Here is a 20,325-nt window from a genome sequence, read left to right on the forward strand (position 1 = left end):
GCTGATCCGGCACCACGTCGATCCTTTCGCGAGCAAGCCCGCTCCCACAGTTGAAATGCATTCCAAGGTGGGAGCGAGCTTGCTCGCGAAGGGGCCCGCAGGTGCAGCACATCACTGCTTGCCCAACGCAAAGTTGGGCAACGCCCCCAGCGGCTGGTTGAACTGATACGGAATCGACACTAGCCCCTGCCCCGTATTGCGCTGCACCACAAAGTGCAGGTGCGGGCCGCTGCTGTTGCCGGTATTGCCCGACAGCGCCAGCGGACTGCCAACCTTTACTCGCTGCCCCTCGCGCACGCTCACCGAACCTTGCTTGAGATGCAGGTACACGCCCATCGTGCCGTCATCGTGCAGCACCCGGACGAAATTGCCCGAGGCATCATTGCCGCGCCCGCTCTGCGAGTTTTCGGTTTTCACCACCACCCCGGCCCGCGCCGCGATGATCTGTGTGCCGACCGGCATGGCGATGTCCATCGCGTACTTGTTCTTCGGCCCGTAGTGACTGTATTGGCCGTTGGCACCCTGACTGAGGCGGAACGGTCCGCCCCGCCACGGCAGTGGATAGCGATAGCTCTGAGCGGCTCCGGCGGGGTCGCCCAGCGAATACTGGAACTGCGGCGTATACACCAGCGGCTGGCCGCCGCTGATCGCCGTCAGCAGTGCCAAGCGGGTATTGCTGCGCGCCGGCAGCACCCGGCGGATCGTCTGGGCCGGTGCGCCACGCACGTTGCTCATCCCGGTAAATGCCAGCGCCACCTCGACCGGCGCGTACAGATCGTTGCGCACGAACACCACGTCGGTGCCCTTCTGCTTCTTGATGTCGAGGTACACCTGGCGCTCCAGATGTTCGACCATGCGGTCCTGAAACACGAACACCTGCGAGCCTTTGCTCGGCCGGTCGCTGTACGAGACCACTCCGTTGGCATCGGTGGATTTGTAGATGGTCATGGCCACAGCCGAGGTGGAGGCCAGGAAAAGACCACAGAAAAACAGCAGGCGCGCGAGCATGGGCAAGAGTCTGTCGAAGTAAGGCCTGGGAATGAGCCTAGCAGGTGAGACAGACCAGGCTAGTCGACAGATGTTTCAAATTGGGCAGTCTGGAAAATGGATGTCGTAAGTGATGGCCCCATCGCGAGCAGGCTCACTCCTACATATGGAATGCGATCCCTTGTAGGAGTGAGCCTGCTCGCGATGGCGGATTGTCAGGCGCCGAAGATCACGCGCCCGGAACGAAGTGCTTCTGCGCCGTGCCGCGGGCGATCAGGCGGGAGATGTAGTCGAGCTTCTGCGCATCCTGGTCGACGAAGCGGAAGGTCAGTTGCAGCCAGTCGCTATCCGCTTTCTGCTCGTGGGCCACGATGGCATGCAGGTAACCGTTGAGACGGGCGACTTCGGCGTTGTCGCCCTGCTCCAGGTCGAGCACGGCGCTGTCGAGGATCTGCGGCAGGGTCTCGGTGCGCTTCACCACCAACAGCGCTTCCTTGATGCTCAGGGCCTTGATCACGCATTGCTGGTTGCCGCTCGGCAGGCGCAACTGGCCCTGACCACGACCACCCGCCGGCGCTTTCGAGGCGGCCGGTGCCTGCACCGGCGGGCTGTTGAGCAGGCCACGCGATGGTGCAGCGGCAGGCGCCGGTGCAACGACCGCAGGCTTGGCGAACGGGTTGACCGCAGCAGTTGCCGGAGCGCCACCCACCACAGCAGGCTTGCCGCCGGTCAACGCGCTCAGGGAGTCGTTGCCGAACGCCGAGTTCATCTTGGTCGGCGCGCTGTTCATCAGGGTATCGAGCTTGCCGACCTTGTTCAGCGCCTGTTTGACCTTGGTCAGCAGTTGCTCGTTGGTGAACGGCTTGCTGACGTAGCCGGAAACGCCGGCCTGAATCGCCTGCACAACGTTTTCCTTGTCGCCACGGCTGGTGACCATGACGAACGGCATGGTCTTGAGGTTGTCTTGCTCGCGGCACCAGGTCAGCAGTTCGAGGCCGGACATTTCCGGCATTTCCCAGTCGCAGAGCACAAGGTCGAACGCTTCCTTGGCCAGCATGGCCTGAGCCTTTTTACCGTTGACGGCGTCCTCGGTGCGGATCCCCGGGAAGTAATTACGCAGGCACTTTTTCACCAGGTCACGAATGAACGAAGCATCGTCCACGACCAACACACTGATCTTGCTCATCCAACACCCCTATTAAAATCCCGGCAAGCATAACGCTGGCTGATGGCACATTGCCAAAACTCTTCAGTCACGCCGGGACTTTTCGTTCGCGGGTGCTGCTTTTTAATTCGGATCTGCCTATGAAAAGCACAAACAAAAACGCCCGGCCAAAGGGCCGGGCGCTTTTCTCAGGCAATCTTACTTATCGTCAGCATCGCCCGGAACATTAGCGGTTTCGCCGCTTGTACCTTCAACTTCTTCTTTCATGCGCTTGAGGCCCATGTGCCGCACGTCGGTGCCGCGTACCAGGTAGATCACCAGTTCAGAGATGTTGCGCGCGTGATCGCCGATGCGCTCCAGCGAACGCAGCACCCAGATGATGCTCAAGACCCGCGAGATAGAGCGCGGGTCTTCCATCATGTAGGTCGCCAGCTCACGCAGGGCGGTTTTGTATTCGCGGTCGATGATCTTGTCGTACTGCGCCACCGACAACGCCAGATCGGCGTCGAAACGGGCGAACGCATCCAGCGCATCACGGACCATATTGCGCACCTGGTCGCCGATGTGGCGAACCTCGACGTAACCGCGCGGCGCTTCGCCTTCTTCGCACAGCTGAATCGCGCGGCGGGCGATCTTGGTCGCTTCGTCACCGATACGCTCCAGGTCGATCACCGACTTGGAGATGCTGATGATCAGCCGCAGGTCGGACGCCGCCGGCTGACGACGGGCAAGAATGCGCAGGCATTCTTCGTCGATGTTGCGCTCCATCTGGTTGATCTGGTCGTCGATCTCGCGCACCTGCTGGGCCAGGCCGGAGTCGGCCTCGATCAGCGCGGTGACCGCGTCGTTGACCTGCTTCTCGACCAGCCCGCCCATGGCCAGGAGGTGGCTGCGCACTTCCTCAAGCTCGGCGTTGAACTGCGCGGAGATATGGTGGGTAAGGCCTTCTTTACTAATCATGTTGGCGTCCTTGGAGCGTCCGGTAAGGTGCGGTGGGCCGCAGCGTCAATTCTGTGAATAACCCGCAACTGTCAGCCATAACGACCGGTGATGTAGTCTTCGGTCTGCTTCTTCGCCGGATTGGTGAACAGGGTGTCGGTGTCGCCGAACTCCACCAGTTTGCCCATGTACATGAACGCCGTGTAGTCGGAAACCCGCGCGGCCTGCTGCATGTTGTGGGTCACGATGACAATGGTGAACTTGGACTTCAGCTCGTAGATCAGCTCTTCGACTTTCAGGGTCGAGATCGGGTCGAGGGCCGAGCACGGTTCGTCGAGCAGCAACACTTCCGGCTCGACCGCGATGGTGCGGGCGATCACCAGACGCTGCTGCTGACCACCGGACAGACCGAGTGCCGAATCATGCAGGCGATCCTTCACTTCGTCCCACAGCGCCGCGCCTTTCAACGCCCACTCGACCGCTTCGTCGAGGATGCGCTTCTTGTTGATGCCCTGGATGCGCAAGCCGTAGACCACGTTTTCGTAGATGGTCTTCGGAAACGGGTTGGGCTTCTGGAACACCATGCCGACCCGACGACGCAGCTCGGCGACGTCTTCGCCCTTGCGGTAGATGTTGTTGCCGTACAGGTTGATCGCGCCTTCGACACGGCAGCCATCAACCAGGTCGTTCATGCGGTTGAAGGTACGCAGCAGCGTGGACTTGCCGCAGCCGGACGGGCCGATGAACGCGGTCACGCGCTGTTTCGGGATGTTCATGCTGACGTCGAACAGTGCCTGTTTCTCGCCGTAGAACAGGCTCAGGCCCGGGACTTCGATGGCAACGGTTTCCTGGGCGAGGTTCAGGCTCTGCTTGTCGCGGCCCAGGGCGGACATGTTGATGCCGTGGGTATGTGTTTCGTGCTGCATGGGAGGCTCCCTGTGCTAACAAATTCGGTTCGGTTAGCCGCTTGATGCGGCTGTACTCAATCTAGGGTGGGAGCGGGCTTGCTCGCGAAGAAGTCGGCACATTCAACCTCAATGTCGCCTGACCCACCGCCTTCGCGAGCAAGTCCGCTCCCACCGGAATATCAACTGTCCAGCGCTTTATATTTTTCGCGCAGGTGGTTACGAATCCACACTGCCGACAGGTTCAACGTGGCGATCACCAGCACCAGCAGCAGCGCCGTGGCGTACACCAGTGGCCGTGCGGCTTCGACGTTCGGGCTCTGGAAGCCGACGTCATAGATGTGGAAGCCCAAGTGCATGATCTTCTGGTCCAGGTGCAGGTACGGGTAGTTGCCGTCCAGCGGCAGCGACGGCGCCAGTTTCACTACACCCACCAGCATCAGCGGCGCCACTTCACCGGCGGCGCGGGCCACGGCGAGGATCATGCCGGTCATCATCGCCGGGCTGGCCATCGGCAGGACAATTTTCCACAGCGTCTCGGCCTTGGTCGCGCCCAGTGCCAGCGAGCCTTCGCGGACGGTGCGCGGGATACGCGCCAGACCTTCCTCGGTCGCCACGATCACCACCGGCACCGCCAGCAGCGCCAGGGTCAACGAGGCCCAGAGCAGGCCCGGCGTACCGAAGGTCGGCGCCGGCAGTGCTTCAGGGAAGAACAGGCGGTCAACCGAGCCACCCAGCACGTAGACGAAGAAGCCCAGACCGAACACGCCGTAAACGATTGCCGGAACGCCCGCGAGGTTGTTCACCGCGATGCGGATGATTCGGGTCAGGGCGTTCTGCTTGGCGTATTCACGCAGGTACACCGCCGCCAGCACGCCGAACGGGGTGACGATCATCGCCATGATCAGGGTCATCATCACGGTGCCGAAGATCGCCGGGAAGATCCCGCCTTCGGTGTTCGCTTCACGCGGGTCGTCGGACAGGAACTCCCAGACCTTGCCGAAGTAGAAACCGATCTTGGTCATCGTGCCCATGGCATTCGGCTGGTAAGCGTGAACCACTTTGCCCAGGCCGATTTCGATCTCTTTGCCGTTGGCATCGCGAGCCGTCAAAGCGTCACGGTTGAACTGCGCATGCAGATCGCTCAGACGTGCTTCGACGTCCTGATAACGCGCGTTCAGCTCGGCACGTTCGGCATCCATGTCCGCTTGCGCGGTGGCGTCGAGCTTACCTTCCAGTTCCAGTTTGCGGCCGTGCAGACGAATGCGTTCCAGACCTGAGTTGATCGCCCCGATGTCGGTCTTTTCCAGCGACTTCAGTTGCGCAGCGAGCTTGTTCACGCGGTCGATCCGCGCTTGCAGCTCAGGCCATGCGGCCTCGCCCTCGGCGATCACCTTGCCGTCCTGTTTGACGTTGACCAGGTAGCCGTAGAAGTTGCCCCACTCGCGACGTTCGATCGCCATCAACTCTGGCGGCGTGGTCTGGTTGGTCAGCCACTCGCCGACGATCCAGGTGAAGTCGTTGCCATTCAAGTCACGGTTGCCGACCTTGATCAGCTCGCGGGTCATGAATTCCGGGCCCTGGTCGGGCACCGGCAGGCCAGCGCTTTTCAGGCGGGCACGGGGCACTTCTTCTTTCTGCACCACTTCGCCGATGACCAGGTGATTGGCCTGGCCCGGTACGTCGTAGTTGGCGTGGATCAGGTCCGCCGGCCAGAAATGACCCAGACCGCGCACGGCAATCACTGCCAGCAGGCCAATGGTCATGATGACCGCGATGGACACCGCGCCACCGCTGATCCAGACGCCCGGGGCGCCGCTCTTGAACCATCCATTCAGGGAGTTCTGTTTCACAGACTTCTACCTTTCTTAAAGCGACGAGTATTTCTTGCGCAGACGCTGACGAATCAGTTCTGCCAGGGTGTTCATGACGAAGGTGAACAACAGCAGCACCAGCGCCGAGAGGAACAGCACGCGGTAGTGGCTGCCGCCGACTTCCGATTCCGGCATTTCCACCGCGACGTTGGCGGCCAGGGTGCGCAGGCCTTCGAACAGGTTCATTTCCATGACCGGGGTGTTACCCGTGGCCATCAGCACGATCATGGTTTCGCCGACCGCACGGCCCATACCGATCATCAGCGCCGAGAAGATGCCCGGGCTGGCGGTGAGGATGACTACGCGAGTCATGGTCTGCCACGGCGTGGCACCGAGTGCCAGCGAACCCAGGGTCAGGCCGCGTGGCACGCTGAACACGGCGTCTTCGGCGATCGAGTAGATGTTCGGGATCACCGCGAAACCCATGGCCAGACCAACCACCAGAGCGTTGCGCTGGTCGTAGGTGATGCCAAGGTCGTGGGAGATCCACATACGCATGTCGCCGCCGAAGAACCAGTTCTCCATGAACGGACTCATGTACAGCGACAGCCAGCCGACGAACAGGATCACCGGGATCAGCAGCGCACTCTCCCAGCCATCCGGGACTTTCAGGCGGATCGACTCAGGCAGGCGGCTGAAGGTGAAACCGGCAACCAGGATGCCGATCGGCAGCAGCATCAACAGGCTGAAGATGCCCGGCAGATGCCCTTCCACATACGGCGCGAGGAACAGACCGGCGAAGAACCCGAGGATTACCGTCGGCATCGCTTCCATCAGTTCGATCACCGGCTTGACCTTGCGGCGCATGCCCGGGGCCATGAAGTAAGCGGTGTAGATCGCTGCGGCAACGGCCAGCGGTGCCGCCAGCAGCATCGCGTAGAACGCGGCTTTCAGGGTGCCGAAGGTCAGTGGCGAGAGGCTCAGTTTCGGTTCGAAGTCGGTGTTGGCCGCGGTCGATTGCCAGACGTATTTAGGCTCGTCGTAGTTCTCGTACCAGACCTTGCTCCACAGCGCGCTCCACGACACTTCCGGGTGCGGGTTGTCGAGCAGCAGCGGTTGCAGCTTGCCGCCGGCCTCGACGATCACCCGGTTGGCGCGTGGCGACAGACCGAACAGGCCTTGTCCTTCAACAACCTGATCGACCAGCAAAGTGCGGTGCGCGGTGCTGTGGAACACGCCAAGCTTGCCGCTGGCATCCAGCGCGAGGAAGCCTTTGCGACGTTCTTCAGCGGTGATTTCAACGATCGGCGCAGTGCCCATCTGAAAGGTGCGGATCTGCTTCAGGCGCAGTTCACCGTCAGTGTCACGCGCCATGAACCACTGGGCCAGACCGCCTTTGGAGTCGCCCACGATCAGCGAGATACCACCGACCAGCTGGGTGGTTGCAGTGACTTCGGCGTCGGCGTTTTCCAGCAGTTTGTAGCGACCGTTGAGGCTCTTGTCGCGCAGGCTGAACACGTCGGCCTGGGCACGCCCGTTGACCACGTACAGCCATTGCTGGCGCGGGTCGACGAAAATGTTTTTCACCGGCTCAGTCATCTGCGGCAGATCGATACGCTTCTGCTCGGAGGTAACTTCGCCGGTCATCATGTTTTCTTCGCTGGTCAGCGACAACACGTTGAGTTGCGAGCCAGTCGAGCCCACCAGCATCAGGGTCGAATCGGTAGCATTGAGGCTCACGTGCTCCAGCGCCCCGCCACTTTCATTCACCGCGATCGGCGTGTTGCCGTACGGGTATTCGATGGCCGGGGTGATGGTTTTCTTGCCGTCGGGGTAGCTGACTTTATAGGTGTGACGGAACACCAGTGCCTGGCCATTGGACAGGCCCACGGCCACCAGTGGATGACCTGGCTGATCTTCACCGATGGACGTCACGCTGGCGCCCGCGGGCACTGGCAGATCGACGCGCGTCAATTCAGCGCCACTGTCGATGTCAAAGAACAGTGCCTGGCCTTTATCGGAAACGCGCATCGCCACCTGATTCTGCTCTTCGAGCGAAATCATCAGCGGCTTGCCGGCGTCCTGCATCCAGGCCGGGGTAATGGCATCTTTCGCGGTCAGGCTCGCACCCTGGAACAATGGCGCAACGACGTAGGCGAGAAAGAAGAAGATCAGGGTGATGGCTGCCAGCACCGCCAGCCCGCCAACGAGGACGTACCAACGGGTGAAGCGATCCTTGAGCGCGCGAATGCGGCGCTTGCGTTGCAGCTCAGGCGTATTGAAATCAATGCGCTTGGGAGGGGAAGTCGTAGTCATTGGGGAATTGGCCAGATCATTCATGCGCTCACCCTAGCGATCCTGTATGACAGAAAGATGACAGTGCAGTGACGCAGCAAATCCACCGCCAGCGGGACTGGCAGAGGATCGAAAATTTGAGGTGTGTAAAAGGCCGGTCTGCTGGCAGATCCGGCCTTTTACATGAGTCCGGCGGGGTTCATCCCGGACTCAGTTTGTTACTTTTTTGCGACTTCAGCGCCGCCTTCCTGCAGACCCAGGTCAGCCAGTGCTTTTGCAGCAACTTTGGCTGGCAGTGGGATGTAGCCGTCTTTCACCACAACTTCCTGACCCTGTTTGGACAGAACCAGTTTCACGAACTCGGCTTCCAGCGGGGCCAGAGGCTTGTTCGGGGCCTTGTTCACGTAAACGTAGAGGAAGCGCGACAGCGGATACTTGCCGTTCAGTGCGTTTTCTTCGGAGTCTTCGATGAACTCGGTGCTGCCTTTCTTCGACAGCGCAACGGTTTTCACGCTGGCAGTCTTGTAACCGATGCCCGAGTAACCGATGCCGTTCAACGAGGAGCTGATCGACTGCACCACCGACGCCGAACCTGGTTGTTCGTTGACGTTGGGTTTGTAGTCGCCTTTGCACAAGGCTTCTTCCTTGAAGTAGCCGTAGGTGCCGGATACCGAGTTACGGCCGAACAGTTGCACCGGCTTGTTGGCCAGGTCGCCGGTCACGCCCAGGTCGCCCCAGGTTTTGACTTCGGCCTTGGCGCCGCACAGACGGGTGGACGAGAAGATCGCGTCAACCTGCTCCATGGTCAGGTGCTGGATCGGGTTGTCCTTGTGCACGAACACAGCCAGGGCGTCCACGGCAACCGGGATAGCGGTCGGCTTGTAGCCATACTTCTGCTCGAAGGCCGCCAGTTCGGTGTCCTTCATCTTGCGGCTCATCGGGCCCAGGTTGGAGGTGCCTTCAGTCAGCGCAGGTGGCGCAGTGGCGGAGCCAGCGGCCTGAATCTGGATGTTTACGTTCGGGTATTCTTTTTTGTAGTTCTCAGCCCACAGGGTCATGAGGTTGGCCAGAGTGTCGGAACCAACGCTGGACAAGTTGCCCGATACACCGGTGACCTTGGTGTAAGCCGGAATTGCCGGGTCAACGCCAGCGGCTACCGCGTGGGCAGTCGCAACGCCAGCGGCGACAAAAGTCATTGCCGCCATCAAACGCTTCAGTTTCATGCCTTACTCCTAGCAGATAGGGTGTGTTAAGTCGGGGCCAAGTATCAGCAGGCCGTGTGAACACTCTATGGCTGAAATATGACAATTGGATGAAAGGCCAGCATGTCGCGACAGATCGTTCCGACGCTCTGCGTGGGAACGCCGCCATGGACGCTCTGCGTCCGCATTTGAGAGGTGACGCGGAGCGTCACAGGATGCATTCCCACGCGGAGCGTGGGAACGATCAGGCGGCAGGGGAAATCAGCGCCCCTTCTTCCAGAGCCATGCTCCCACCAGAATCCCCATCGCGCACAGCACCGCCACATAGTAGGCAGGCCCCATCGCGCTTTCTTTCAGCAGTAAGCTCACCACCATCGGCGTCAAACCACCAAAGATCGCGTAAGCGACGTTGTACGAGAACGACAACCCGCTGAACCGCACCACCGGCGGAAACGCTTTCACCATCACATACGGCACCGCACCAATCGTGCCGACCAGAAAACCGGTCAGCGCATACAGCGGGAACAGCCAGTTCGGGTGATCGGCGAGGCTGTGATAGAAGGTCCAGGAGCTGATCAGCAGCCCCAGGCTACCGAAGACAAACACCCGGCCGGCGCCAAAACGATCCGCCAGGGCGCCGGAGATGATGCAACCAACGCTCAGGAACACGATCGCCAGGCTGTTCGATTGCAACGCCACCGTCGGCGAGAAGTGATAGACCGTTTGCAGTACAGTCGGAGTCATCAGAATCACCACGACGATCCCGGCGGACAGCAGCCAGGTCAGCAGCATCGAGATCGCAATCGCCCCGCGATGGTCACGCAGCACCGCGCGTAGCGGCACTTCTTCGGCCAGGGCCTTGCGCAGTTGCAGCTCGGCAAACACCGGGGTCTCGTGCAGCCAGCGGCGCAGGTAGACCGAGAACAGACCAAACACGCCGCCGAGCAGGAACGGGATCCGCCACGCGTAATCGGACACCTCGGCTGGCGTATATATGCTGTTGATCGCGGTGGCGACCAACGAGCCAAGCAGAATGCCGGCGGTCAGGCCGCTGGTGAGTGTGCCGCAGGCATAGCCAATGTGCTTTTGCGGCACGTGTTCGGAAACGAAGACCCACGCCCCCGGCACTTCACCGCCAATCGCCGCGCCCTGGATCACCCGCATCAGCAACAGCAGAATCGGTGCCCACATGCCGATCTGCGCGTAAGTCGGCAGCAGACCCATGATCAGGGTCGGCACAGCCATCATGAAAATGCTCAGGGTGAACATTTTCTTGCGCCCCAGCAGGTCGCCGAAGTGCGCCATGACGATGCCGCCCAGTGGCCGTGCCAGGTAACCGGCGGCAAAGATGCCAAAGGTCTGCATCAGGCGCAGCCACTCGGGCATGTCGGCCGGGAAGAACAGCTTGCCGACCACGGTGGCGAAGAACACGAAGATGATGAAGTCGTAAAACTCCAGCGCACCGCCCAGGGCCGAGAGCGACAGAGTCTTGTAGTCATTGCGGGTCAGGGGGCGTGCAGGTTGCTCGGGCTGCGCGAGGCTCGAAGGCGCTGTGGTCATGGCAAGGGCTTCTCTTATAGTCGGATCTACCGCCACAACAACGCTGGCTGTGGCTCGGGCAGGTTCGGCACCATAGCAAATTGTTCGAAAAAGCACATAGAGGCGCGTATTTGACGGTCAAAATCAGAACCGGATGGTCGTCGCGGAGTCTACCGACCGATATACTCGCAACCTTGCTCCGGTTTGTAGGGGGTTGCTGTGCGAAAACGTCGTTGGTCGCCCTGGTGCGTGGATCCAGCCGCTTTCGCAGAGTTTCCCTTTAGACGCCTATGGAAAACGTGACGAACGCAGTATGTTCGGTGCTGAATCGTTTTTCCTGAAGACGGCTACCACCAGCAATACCAACGAAGAGTCACGGGTCAGAGGCACCCCCGGCATGATAGAGCTCGAACAAGAAGATCCGATCCCGCAAGGCGACCTGGCCCTGCAAATTACCGCACTCCCCCGCGAAACCAACGGCTTTGGCGATATTTTCGGCGGCTGGCTGGTGGCGCAGATGGACCTGGCGGGCACCGCAATGGCCAGCCGTGTTGCCGGTGGCCGTGTGGCGACCGTGGCCATCGACCGCATGGCATTTCTGGTGCCGGTCGCTGTCGGCGCGCAATTGTCCTTTTACACCCAGACCCTGGAAATCGGCCGCAGCTCGATCCAGATGATGGTCGAGGTGTGGAGCGACGATCCGCTGTCCAGCGAGTGGCGTAAAGTGACCGAAGCGGTATTCGTCTTCGTCGCCATCGACGGCAGCGGTCGCACCCGTTCGGTGCCACCGCGCGCGCGTTAAACCTCGCCGCGGTTTTGCGGTCGATAGTCGTCCCAAGTGTCTGATCGAGAGCTGTCCCATGAACACGCCCAACGTTGAAGCCGTGAAACTGGATGAACTGAACTGCTGGCGCATCCGCCACGGTCAGGCCGAAGTGCTGGTGGCCCAGCAAGGCGCGCACATCCTCAGTTATCAGATCGACGGCCAGCCGCCGATCATCTGGCTGAACGACAAGGCCGTGTTCAAGGCCGGCAAGAGCATCCGCGCCGGCGTGCCGGTGTGCTGGCCGTGGTTCGGCGTCTTCGAGCGCAATCCGCAGAGCGTCAAAGCCATGCGCGTCAGCGACGAGCCGGCGCAGGCTCACGGTTTTGTACGGGCGATGGATTGGGAATTGGGCGGCATCGAAGCCGAAGACCATGGCGTGAAGGTTGAATTCAAGCTGCCTTACCCCGAGGGCGGGTTTCCGGGCTGGCCGCATGAGGTTGATCTGACCCTGACGTTGCATCTGAATGATCAGTTGCACATCAGCCTGACCAGCCACAACCGTGGTGCCGAAGACGTCAGCATCAGTCAGGCGCTGCACACGTATTTCGCGGTCAGCGATGTGCGTAATGTGCACGTCGACGGCGTGGACGGTCTGGATTACATCGAGACGCTGGACAACTGGAACACCCACAGCCAGAAAGGCGAACTGCGCTTTGCCGGTGAGACTGACCGCATCTACGTCAATGCCCCGCCGCAGCTGAACATTGTCGATCCGGAGTGGGAACGGCGTATCGTGCTGACCGCGACCGGCTCCCGCACAGCGGTGATCTGGAACCCGTGGATCGACCGCGCCGCCGCGTTCAGCGACATGGACAACGATGGCTGGCAACGCATGCTGTGCATCGAGACGGCGAATGTGATGGGTGATGTGGTGAACCTGGCTTCGGGCGCGAGCCACACCATGGGCGTCAGCGTCGCCAGCAAGCCACTCTGACCAACACCGCAAAACCAATGTAGGCGTGAGCCTTTGTGGTGAGGGGATTTATCCCCGATGGCCTGCAGAGCTGGCCCCTGCTCTTGATTCAAAAGCGGGGGTCGCTTCGCAACCCATCGGGGATGAATCCCCTCGCTACAATTGTGCAGGTGTCAGAGATCGGACTCCTGCACCACCCGCACCTTGTCCGCTTCCAGCGCATACGCCGCGTCGGCCAGGTCGTTGCTGACCTTCTCGATCTTCAGCGTGCCGGTTACCCACAGCGGTGTGTAAATGTCATCCAGCTTCAAACCCTTGGGATAACGCACCAGCACCAGTTGATTCGGCGGCGGTGGCGGTACGTGGATGCAGGCGCCGGGGTACGGCACGAGGAAGAACAGCGTGCTGCGGCCCTTGGCATCGGACTCCAGCGGCACCGGGTAACCCCCGATGCGGATGTGCTTGTCGTTCATCGACGCCACGGTCTTGGTCGAATACATCACCGCCGGCAGGCCCTTGGCCTGTTTCATCCCGCCCTTCTCGGTGAAGGTGCCGGTGGCTTCCGGGGAGTTGTGATCGATTTCGGGCATGGCCTCGAGGGCTTTCTGGTCCGACTTGGGCATCAGTTCCAGCCAGTCGGTTTCCGGCAGATCACCGGCGTGGGCCAGACCGCTGCCCAGCAAAAGGAGAGTCAACAAAAGACGGCGCATGGAGGTGCTCGGTAAAAGATGCTCGGATAAAGGAAGGACGTTGAATCGCCGAGCATTCCAGCCCTCCCTGCCGCATTGGCAGAGAGGGCTTGGTCGCTTGGATCAGTTCTTTTTGATCAGGCCGTAGATCACCAGCAGCACGATCGCGCCGACCAGGGCGCCGATGAAGCCTGCGCCTTGACCTGCCTGATAGATACCCAGGGCCTGGCCGCCGTAAGTGGCTGCCAGTGAACCGCCGATACCGAGCAGGATGGTCATGATCCAGCCCATGCTGTCATCGCCCGGTTTGAGGAAGCGAGCCAGCAGGCCGACGATCAAGCCGATAAAGATGGTTCCGATAATTCCCATGGCATTTCCCTCTGATTGATTGGCTATAGCCTAGACAGACTTTGGCATCCTGCCATCAGAGAACGGCGGCTCCCGAAGGTTCCGCCGCTGCCAGATGAAACTGTCGTTACTCGGCGATCAGCGCTTCGACCTTGACGATCTGCGCCTGCAGCGTAGCCATGTCGGCGCAGCGCAGGTTGGCGTGACCGACCTTGCGCCCGGCCTTGAAGGCTTTGCCGTAGTGATGCAGATGGCAATCCGCGATGGCGATGACTTTCTCGACCGGCGGAACCACGCCGATGAAGTTGAGCATGGCGCTCTCACCGACCTTGGCCGTCGAACCCAGCGGCAGGCCGGCAACGGCGCGCAGGTGGTTTTCGAACTGGCTGCACTCGGCGCCTTCGGTGGTCCAGTGCCCGGAGTTGTGCACACGCGGGGCGATTTCGTTGGCTTTGAGGCCACCGTCGACTTCAAAGAACTCGAACGCCATCACGCCCACATAATCGAGCTGCTTGAGTACACGGCTGGAGTAGTCTTCGGCCAAGGCCTGCAACGGGTGATCGGTGCTGGCGACCGACAGTTTGAGGATGCCGCTGTCGTGGGTGTTGTGCACCAGTGGGTAGAACCGGGTTTCGCCATCGCGGGCACGCACGGCGATCAGCGAGACTTCGCCGGTGAACGGCACGAAGCCTTCCAGCAGGCAGGCAACGCTGCCCAGTTCGGCGAACGTGCCGACCACGTCTTCTGGCTTGCGCAGGACTTTCTGGCCCTTGCCGTCGTAACCCAGGGTGCGGGTTTTCAGCACGGCCGGCAGACCGATCGAAGCGACGGCGGCATCCAGGTCGGCTTGCGACTGAATGTCGGCGAAGGCCGGGGTCGGAATCCCCAGGTCCTTGAACATGCTCTTCTCGAACCAGCGGTCGCGAGCGATGCGCAGGGCTTCAGCGCTCGGGTACACCGGCACGAATTGCGAGAGGAACGCCACGGTTTCGGCCGGGACGCTTTCGAACTCGAAGGTCACCAGGTCGACTTCGTCAGCCAGTTGGCGCAGGTGATCCTGATCGCCGTAATCGGCCCGCAGGTGTTCGCCCAGTGCCGCGGCGCAAGCGTCCGGCGCAGGGTCGAGGAAAGCGAAGTTCATGCCCAGCGGAGTCCCCGCCAGCGCCAACATGCGGCCCAACTGGCCGCCACCGATTACACCGATCTTCATCTCAACAACCTCAGGCAATACGTGGGTCTGGATTGTCCAGGACGCTGTCTGTCTGCTCGGCACGGAAGGTTTTCAGTACCGCGTGGAACTGTGGATGCTTGGCGCCCAGGATGCTCGCCGAGAGCAGCGCGGCGTTGATTGCACCTGCCTTGCCGATGGCCAGGGTGGCGACCGGAATGCCGGCCGGCATCTGCACGATAGACAGCAGCGAATCGACGCCCGAGAGCATCGACGACTGCACCGGAACGCCCAGCACCGGCAGGTGGGTCTTGGCCGCACACATGCCTGGCAGGTGGGCTGCGCCACCGGCACCGGCGATGATCACCTCGATGCCGCGGCCCTCAGCCTCTTCGGCGTACTGGAACAGCAGATCCGGGGTACGGTGGGCAGAAACCACCTTGACCTCGTACGGGATGCCGAGCTTTTCCAGCATATCGGCGGTGTGGCTAAGGGTGGACCAATCGGACTTGGAGCCCATGATCACGCCAACCAGTGCACTCATCGTCGCGCCTCTTCTCTCAGGAGCGCCCGCAGGCGCGTCATAAAACAACAAGCCACGCAGGTTGCGTGGCTTGATTGTACGAAAAATGGCCGGTCGTGCCGGCCGAAGGCCGCGCAGTATACCGCAAAGAAAGCAATAAACAGCCCCCGAAACGACCATCTGTCAAATGAGCGAAAGGCCCGGTTTTATTGACTTGAAGGTCAGCGGAGAGACACCTCAAATTTCATTGTGGGAGCGAGCCTGCTCGCGAATGCGGTGGGTCAGTCAACATTGATGCTGCCTGACCCACCGCATTCGCGAGCAGGCTCGCTCCCACAGGGGCTGCGGGTGGGTTCAGGAGTTTTGCGCGGCGCCGCCTTCGAGCTTGCGCCAGAGCAACCGAACGTTGGCCTTGCGCACCAGTGCGCAGCGATACAGACGAATTTCCAGCGGCACGTGCCATTGCGGGCCGCCGCAGACGACCAGTTCGCCACGGGCCAGTTCGGCACGCACGCTCAACTGCGGGACCCACGCGATGCCAAGGCCTTCCAGGGCCATGCTCTTCAGGCTGTCGGCCATCGCGGTTTCGTAGATGGTGGTGAAACGCAGCTGACGCTGGCGCAACAAACCGTTCACCGAACGCCCGAGAAACGCCCCGGCGCTGTAGGCCAGCAACGGCACGCTGGCCTCGCCTTCCAGATCGAACAGCGGCTTGCCATCGTCATCCGCCGCGCACACCGGGAGCATCTCGGTCTGGCCCAGGTGCAGTGACGGGAAGATTTCCGGGTCCATCTGCATTGCCGCGTCCGGGTCGTAGAACGCCAGCATCAGGTCGCAGCCGCCTTCGCGTAGCGCATGCACCGCGTCGCCGACGTTGGTCGCCACCAGCCGCGTGGCGATGTTCAGCCCTTCGTTGCGCAGTTGCGCGATCCAGCGCGGGAAAAATCCCAGCGCCAGCGAGTGCGCGGCGGCGACTTGCATCACTTCGCCCTGCCCGCCTTCCAGGTGATGCAGATGACGCAGCACTTCACCGAGCTGTTCGACCACGGTGCGCGCAGTCACCAGAAACAGCTGCCCGGCGGCCGTCAGCTCGATCGGCGTGCGCGAGCGGTTGACCAGCGTCAGCCCGAGCGCCGCTTCGAGGCTGCGGATCCGCCGACTGAACGCTGGCTGGGTCACGAAGCGCCGTTCAGCCGCCTGCGAGAAGCTGCGAGTGGCGGCCAGAGCACTGAAGTCCTCGAGCCATTTGCTTTCCAGATTCATCACGCCCTCCCGGGAACGCACCAAAACAGGTCACACGTCTGCCGCGCACGCGGCGTCACACGGGCATTATGCCGAATGTGCATAGGCCAGTGTTTAACAGCATTGGCCCAAAAAATCCCACAAGCCTAGCATTCGCAGCGTTCCGGCATAGACCGGGTCCATATCGAGATGATTTCTATCATGTCCTCCGCTGCATCTTTCCGCACAGAAAACGACCTGCTTGGCGCCCTCGAAGTACCGGCTCAAGCGTATTACGGCATCCAGACCCTGCGAGCGGTGAACAACTTCCGTCTCTCCGGCGTTCCGATTTCGCATTACCCGAAGCTGGTTGTGGGTCTGGCGATGGTCAAACAGGCCGCCGCTGACGCCAACCGTGAGTTGGGGCACCTGAGCGAAGCCAAGCACGCTGCCATCAGCGAAGCCTGTGCCCGATTGATCCGCGGTGATTTCCACGAAGAGTTCGTGGTCGACATGATTCAAGGTGGCGCCGGTACTTCCACCAACATGAACGCCAACGAAGTGATCGCCAACATTGCGCTCGAAGCAATGGGTCACGAGAAAGGCGAGTACCAGTACCTGCACCCGAACGACGACGTCAACATGGCGCAGTCGACCAACGACGCTTACCCGACCGCGATCCGCCTGGGTCTGCTGCTGGGTCACGACGCGCTGCTGGCCAGCCTCGACAGCCTGATTCAGGCCTTCGCCGCCAAGGGTCAAGAATTCAACCACGTCCTGAAGATGGGTCGTACCCAGCTGCAAGACGCCGTGCCGATGACCTTGGGTCAAGAGTTCCGTGCATTCGCCACCACCATGGGCGAAGACCTGGCCCGTCTGAAGACGCTGGCCCCGGAACTGCTGACTGAAGTGAACCTGGGCGGCACCGCGATCGGTACCGGCATCAACGCCGACCCGCGCTATCAGGCGCTGGCCGTCCAGCGTCTGGCACTGATCAGCGGTCAACCGCTGGTTCCAGCCGCCGACCTGATCGAAGCGACCTCCGACATGGGCGCCTTCGTGCTGTTCTCCGGCATGCTCAAGCGCACCGCGGTCAAGCTGTCGAAGATCTGCAACGACTTGCGCCTGCTGTCCAGCGGCCCACGCACCGGCATCAACGAAATCAACCTGCCAGCGCGTCAGCCAGGCAGCTCGATCATGCCCGGCAAGGTCAACCCGGTTATTCCGGAAGCCGTTAACCAGGTGGCCTTCCAGGTCATCGGTAACGATCTGGCGCTGACCATGGCAGCCGAAGGCGGCCAGCTGCAACTGAACGTGATGGAGCCGCTGATCGCGTTCAAGATCCTCGACTCGATCCGCCTGCTGCAACGCGCCATGGACATGCTGCGCGAGCACTGCATCGTCGGCATCACCGCCAACGAAGCCCGCTGCCGCGAACTGGTCGAACACTCGATTGGTCTGGTTACCGCGCTGAACCCGTACATCGGCTACAAAAACGCCACCCGCATCGCCCGTATCGCCCTTGAAAGCGGCCGCGGCGTGCTGGAACTGGTGCGCGAAGAAGGTCTGCTCGACGAAGCCATGCTCGCCGACATCCTGCGCCCGGAAAACATGATTGCGCCGCGTCTGGTTCCGCTCAAAGCCTGAGCCGACGCGTGACTTGTAGCACCGCTCACCAGGTTGAGGGACTAGACACCTCTCACCTTTTGAGGGCTTGGGGATTTGTCCTCAAGCCCTTTTTTTTAACTTTCTGACCCTGAGACCCATATGTCTGGGGATTGCTTCAAATGGGAATGGGCTTGTTGTGGCGAAGGGATTTATCCCCGATCGGCTGCGAAGCAGTCGCATAGTCACCGCGCGCGGTGTACCTGATACATCGCGATTGCAGGCTTTGGGGCCGCTATGCGACCCATCGGGGATAAATCCCCTCGCCACACAAGCCAGCTCCTACAAAAGAGCAGTTCCTGTACAAGCCCGGCGCCGGTAACGCCGGGTGTTTCAAAGCCTCGTTTCGTCGCTTGCACCACAACCGTGCAGACGGGCGCGTCACTGATCGGTATAGTGCCGCCCCTCTTCGCGTGAGAGGTCGTCGGTAACGAGGCCATAACCCATGCGAAACCCGAACTAATAACAAACCCGCGAAATAGCTCCGGGACGAAACCTTCGCCTCTCCTGTCGTGCCGCGCGCACACCGGAGTAACACGATGTTTCTGACCGTCCAGCATTTGCTCACACAAAAAACAGCGAGGAAAAATCCATGCTCGAAGTCATCAACGACTTCCTCTCAGGGAAAGTACTGATCGTGCTCATTGTCGGGCTCGGTAGCTACTTCACGATTCGCTCGCGTTTCGTTCAATTGCGTCACTTCTTCCACATGTTCGCGGTGTTCCGCGACAGCCTCAAAGGCAGCGCCGGGCAACTCAGCTCGTTCCAGGCCCTGATGCTCAGCCTTGCCGGCCGTGTCGGTGCAGGCAACATCGCCGGTGTCGGCATCGCCGTGACCCTCGGTGGTCCGGGCGCGGTGTTCTGGATGTGGGTGACAGCACTGGTCGGAATGTCCAGCAGCTTCTTCGAATGCACCCTCGCTCAGGTCTACAAGCGCGCCGATGGTGACGGTCTGTATCGTGGCGGTCCGGCCTACTACATCCAGCACGGCCTGAAGCTCAAAGGCATGGCGGTGGTGTTTTCCGTCCTGTTGCTGGTCACCTACGGCTTCGCCTTCATTGGCCTGCAGTCCTACACCGTGACTCACTCGCTGCAGAACGCCTTTGAATTCAACCCACAACACACCGGTATCGTCCTGGCTGTGCTGCTGGCCATCACCTTCCTCGGCGGCATCAAGCGCATCGCCTCGGTGTCCGACCTGCTGGTACCGATCAAGACCCTGGCCTATATCGGCGTGACCCTGTACGTGATCGGTACCCAGATCGAACACGTGCCAGCCATGCTGGAAACGATCTTCAAGAGCGCCTTCGGCCTCGACCCGGCCTTTGGCGGCCTGCTCGGCAGCGCCATCGTCATGGGCGTGAAGCGTGGCGTGTTCGCCAACGAAGCGGGCCTGGGCAGTGCGCCGAACGTCGCCGCAGTAGCCGCCGTGAAGCACCCGGGCGCCCAGGGCGTGGTCCAGGCCTTCAGCGTGTTCCTCGACACCTTTGTGATCTGCACCTGCACCGCGCTGCTGATCCTGCTGTCGGGCTTCTACACCCCGGGCTTCGAAGGCGACGGCATCGTCCTGACCCAGAACTCGCTGGCCGCCGTGGTCGGTGACTGGGGTCGCATGTTCGTCAGCGTCGCGCTGTCGCTGTTCGTCTTCACCTGCATCCTCTACAACTACTACCTGGGCGAGAACAGCCTGCAGTTCCTCACCCGCAACCGCGCCGCGCTGATGATTTTCCGCGGCCTGGTGCTAGCGCTGGTGGTATGGGGTTCGATGCAGGACCTGTCGACCGTGTTCGCCTTCGCCGACATCACCATGACCTGCCTGGCCTTCGTCAACCTGATGGCCCTGGCCTTGCTGTTCAAGGTCGGCATGCGCGTGATGCGCGACTACGACGAGCAGCGCCGCGCCGGCGTCAAGCAACCAGTGTTCGATTCCAGCAAATTTGCCGATCTGGACCTGGACCTGAAAGCCTGGCCGAACAGCCCGCAAGCTGCCGGCAAGACCGAAGCCGAGCCGCAAGGCGTCCCTGCAGCGCAACGCTGACAGGTGAATGACGGGCGCATCCCCTGCGCCCGTCAGTTACAGTGCAATGCATTACCTGTAGGAGCGGGCTCGCTCGCGAATGCGGTGA

Annotated in this window: 17 protein-coding genes; 4 read left to right on the forward strand and 13 right to left on the reverse strand. The window is 61.2% G+C overall.

Features of this window, described 5'->3' with window-relative positions:
• Positions 1–111: 111 nt before the first annotated feature.
• From PseAD21_RS22240 to PseAD21_RS22275, 8 genes are all read right to left on the reverse strand, one after another.
• Positions 112–1,008 carry a M23 family metallopeptidase gene (locus PseAD21_RS22240; RefSeq protein ID WP_102357853.1) on the reverse strand — a complete coding sequence of 299 codons (897 nt, stop codon included), beginning with the start codon at positions 1,006–1,008 and terminating at the stop codon, positions 112–114.
• A 208-nt stretch (positions 1,009–1,216) separates the two neighbouring features.
• Positions 1,217–2,173 (reverse strand): response regulator, encoded by a 957-nt coding sequence (locus tag PseAD21_RS22245; RefSeq protein WP_102357855.1) that lies wholly within the window; start codon positions 2,171–2,173, stop codon positions 1,217–1,219.
• 177 nt (positions 2,174–2,350) lie between these two features.
• Complete coding sequence (gene phoU, locus PseAD21_RS22250) at positions 2,351–3,112, reverse strand: phosphate signaling complex protein PhoU (RefSeq protein WP_007954334.1); 762 nt, start codon at positions 3,110–3,112, stop codon at positions 2,351–2,353.
• A 71-nt stretch (positions 3,113–3,183) separates the two neighbouring features.
• On the reverse strand, positions 3,184–4,017 hold the full coding sequence (gene pstB, locus PseAD21_RS22255; RefSeq protein WP_102357857.1) for a phosphate ABC transporter ATP-binding protein PstB: 834 nt from the start codon (positions 4,015–4,017) through the stop codon (positions 3,184–3,186).
• 161 nt (positions 4,018–4,178) lie between these two features.
• Entirely contained in the window at positions 4,179–5,849 is a 1,671-nt protein-coding gene (gene pstA, locus PseAD21_RS22260) for a phosphate ABC transporter permease PstA (RefSeq protein WP_102357858.1), read from the reverse strand.
• 15 nt (positions 5,850–5,864) lie between these two features.
• Positions 5,865–7,898: an ABC transporter permease subunit gene (locus PseAD21_RS22265; RefSeq protein ID WP_178082153.1), complete on the reverse strand. Its 2,034-nt coding sequence runs from the start codon at positions 7,896–7,898 to the stop codon at positions 5,865–5,867.
• A 425-nt stretch (positions 7,899–8,323) separates the two neighbouring features.
• Positions 8,324–9,328 carry a phosphate ABC transporter substrate-binding protein PstS gene (locus PseAD21_RS22270; protein WP_025112655.1) on the reverse strand — a complete coding sequence of 335 codons (1,005 nt, stop codon included), beginning with the start codon at positions 9,326–9,328 and terminating at the stop codon, positions 8,324–8,326.
• A gap of 240 nt (positions 9,329–9,568) precedes the next feature.
• The gene (locus tag PseAD21_RS22275) at positions 9,569–10,867 is read right to left on the reverse strand and encodes an MFS transporter (RefSeq protein ID WP_102357861.1); all 1,299 of its coding nucleotides are present in this window, start codon (positions 10,865–10,867) and stop codon (positions 9,569–9,571) included.
• A 376-nt stretch (positions 10,868–11,243) separates the two neighbouring features.
• Here PseAD21_RS22275 and PseAD21_RS22280 point away from each other — a divergent pair, with 376 nt between their 5' ends.
• The gene (locus PseAD21_RS22280; protein ID WP_003229628.1) at positions 11,244–11,648 is read left to right on the forward strand and encodes an acyl-CoA thioesterase; all 405 of its coding nucleotides are present in this window, start codon (positions 11,244–11,246) and stop codon (positions 11,646–11,648) included.
• Positions 11,649–11,706: 58 nt separating this feature from the next.
• The gene (locus PseAD21_RS22285) at positions 11,707–12,606 is read left to right on the forward strand and encodes a D-hexose-6-phosphate mutarotase (RefSeq protein WP_102357862.1); all 900 of its coding nucleotides are present in this window, start codon (positions 11,707–11,709) and stop codon (positions 12,604–12,606) included.
• 152 nt (positions 12,607–12,758) lie between these two features.
• On the opposite strand, the gene PseAD21_RS22290 is transcribed toward PseAD21_RS22285, so the two are convergent.
• The 5 genes from PseAD21_RS22290 to PseAD21_RS22310 form a co-directional block, all read right to left on the reverse strand.
• Complete coding sequence (locus tag PseAD21_RS22290; RefSeq protein WP_102357864.1) at positions 12,759–13,295, reverse strand: DUF3299 domain-containing protein; 537 nt, start codon at positions 13,293–13,295, stop codon at positions 12,759–12,761.
• Between the two features lie 102 nt (positions 13,296–13,397).
• Positions 13,398–13,643, reverse strand: coding sequence for a GlsB/YeaQ/YmgE family stress response membrane protein (locus PseAD21_RS22295; protein WP_003229635.1), 246 nt, complete (start codon positions 13,641–13,643; stop codon positions 13,398–13,400).
• Positions 13,644–13,749: 106 nt separating this feature from the next.
• Positions 13,750–14,832 carry a 5-(carboxyamino)imidazole ribonucleotide synthase gene (locus tag PseAD21_RS22300; protein WP_102357865.1) on the reverse strand — a complete coding sequence of 361 codons (1,083 nt, stop codon included), beginning with the start codon at positions 14,830–14,832 and terminating at the stop codon, positions 13,750–13,752.
• Between the two features lie 10 nt (positions 14,833–14,842).
• The gene (purE, locus tag PseAD21_RS22305; RefSeq protein WP_003229641.1) at positions 14,843–15,334 is read right to left on the reverse strand and encodes a 5-(carboxyamino)imidazole ribonucleotide mutase; all 492 of its coding nucleotides are present in this window, start codon (positions 15,332–15,334) and stop codon (positions 14,843–14,845) included.
• A gap of 333 nt (positions 15,335–15,667) precedes the next feature.
• The gene (locus tag PseAD21_RS22310; protein WP_102357867.1) at positions 15,668–16,576 is read right to left on the reverse strand and encodes a LysR substrate-binding domain-containing protein; all 909 of its coding nucleotides are present in this window, start codon (positions 16,574–16,576) and stop codon (positions 15,668–15,670) included.
• A 180-nt stretch (positions 16,577–16,756) separates the two neighbouring features.
• Between PseAD21_RS22310 and aspA the strand changes: the two genes are divergently transcribed.
• Both aspA and PseAD21_RS22320 read left to right on the forward strand, forming a co-directional pair.
• On the forward strand, positions 16,757–18,181 hold the full coding sequence (gene aspA / locus PseAD21_RS22315) for an aspartate ammonia-lyase (RefSeq protein ID WP_102357868.1): 1,425 nt from the start codon (positions 16,757–16,759) through the stop codon (positions 18,179–18,181).
• 610 nt (positions 18,182–18,791) lie between these two features.
• The gene (locus PseAD21_RS22320) at positions 18,792–20,237 is read left to right on the forward strand and encodes a sodium:alanine symporter family protein (RefSeq protein WP_102357870.1); all 1,446 of its coding nucleotides are present in this window, start codon (positions 18,792–18,794) and stop codon (positions 20,235–20,237) included.
• Positions 20,238–20,325: the final 88 nt, after the last annotated feature.

The sequence above is a fragment of the Pseudomonas sp. AD21 genome (assembly GCF_002878485.1).
Taxonomy (GTDB): Bacteria; Pseudomonadota; Gammaproteobacteria; order Pseudomonadales; family Pseudomonadaceae; genus Aquipseudomonas.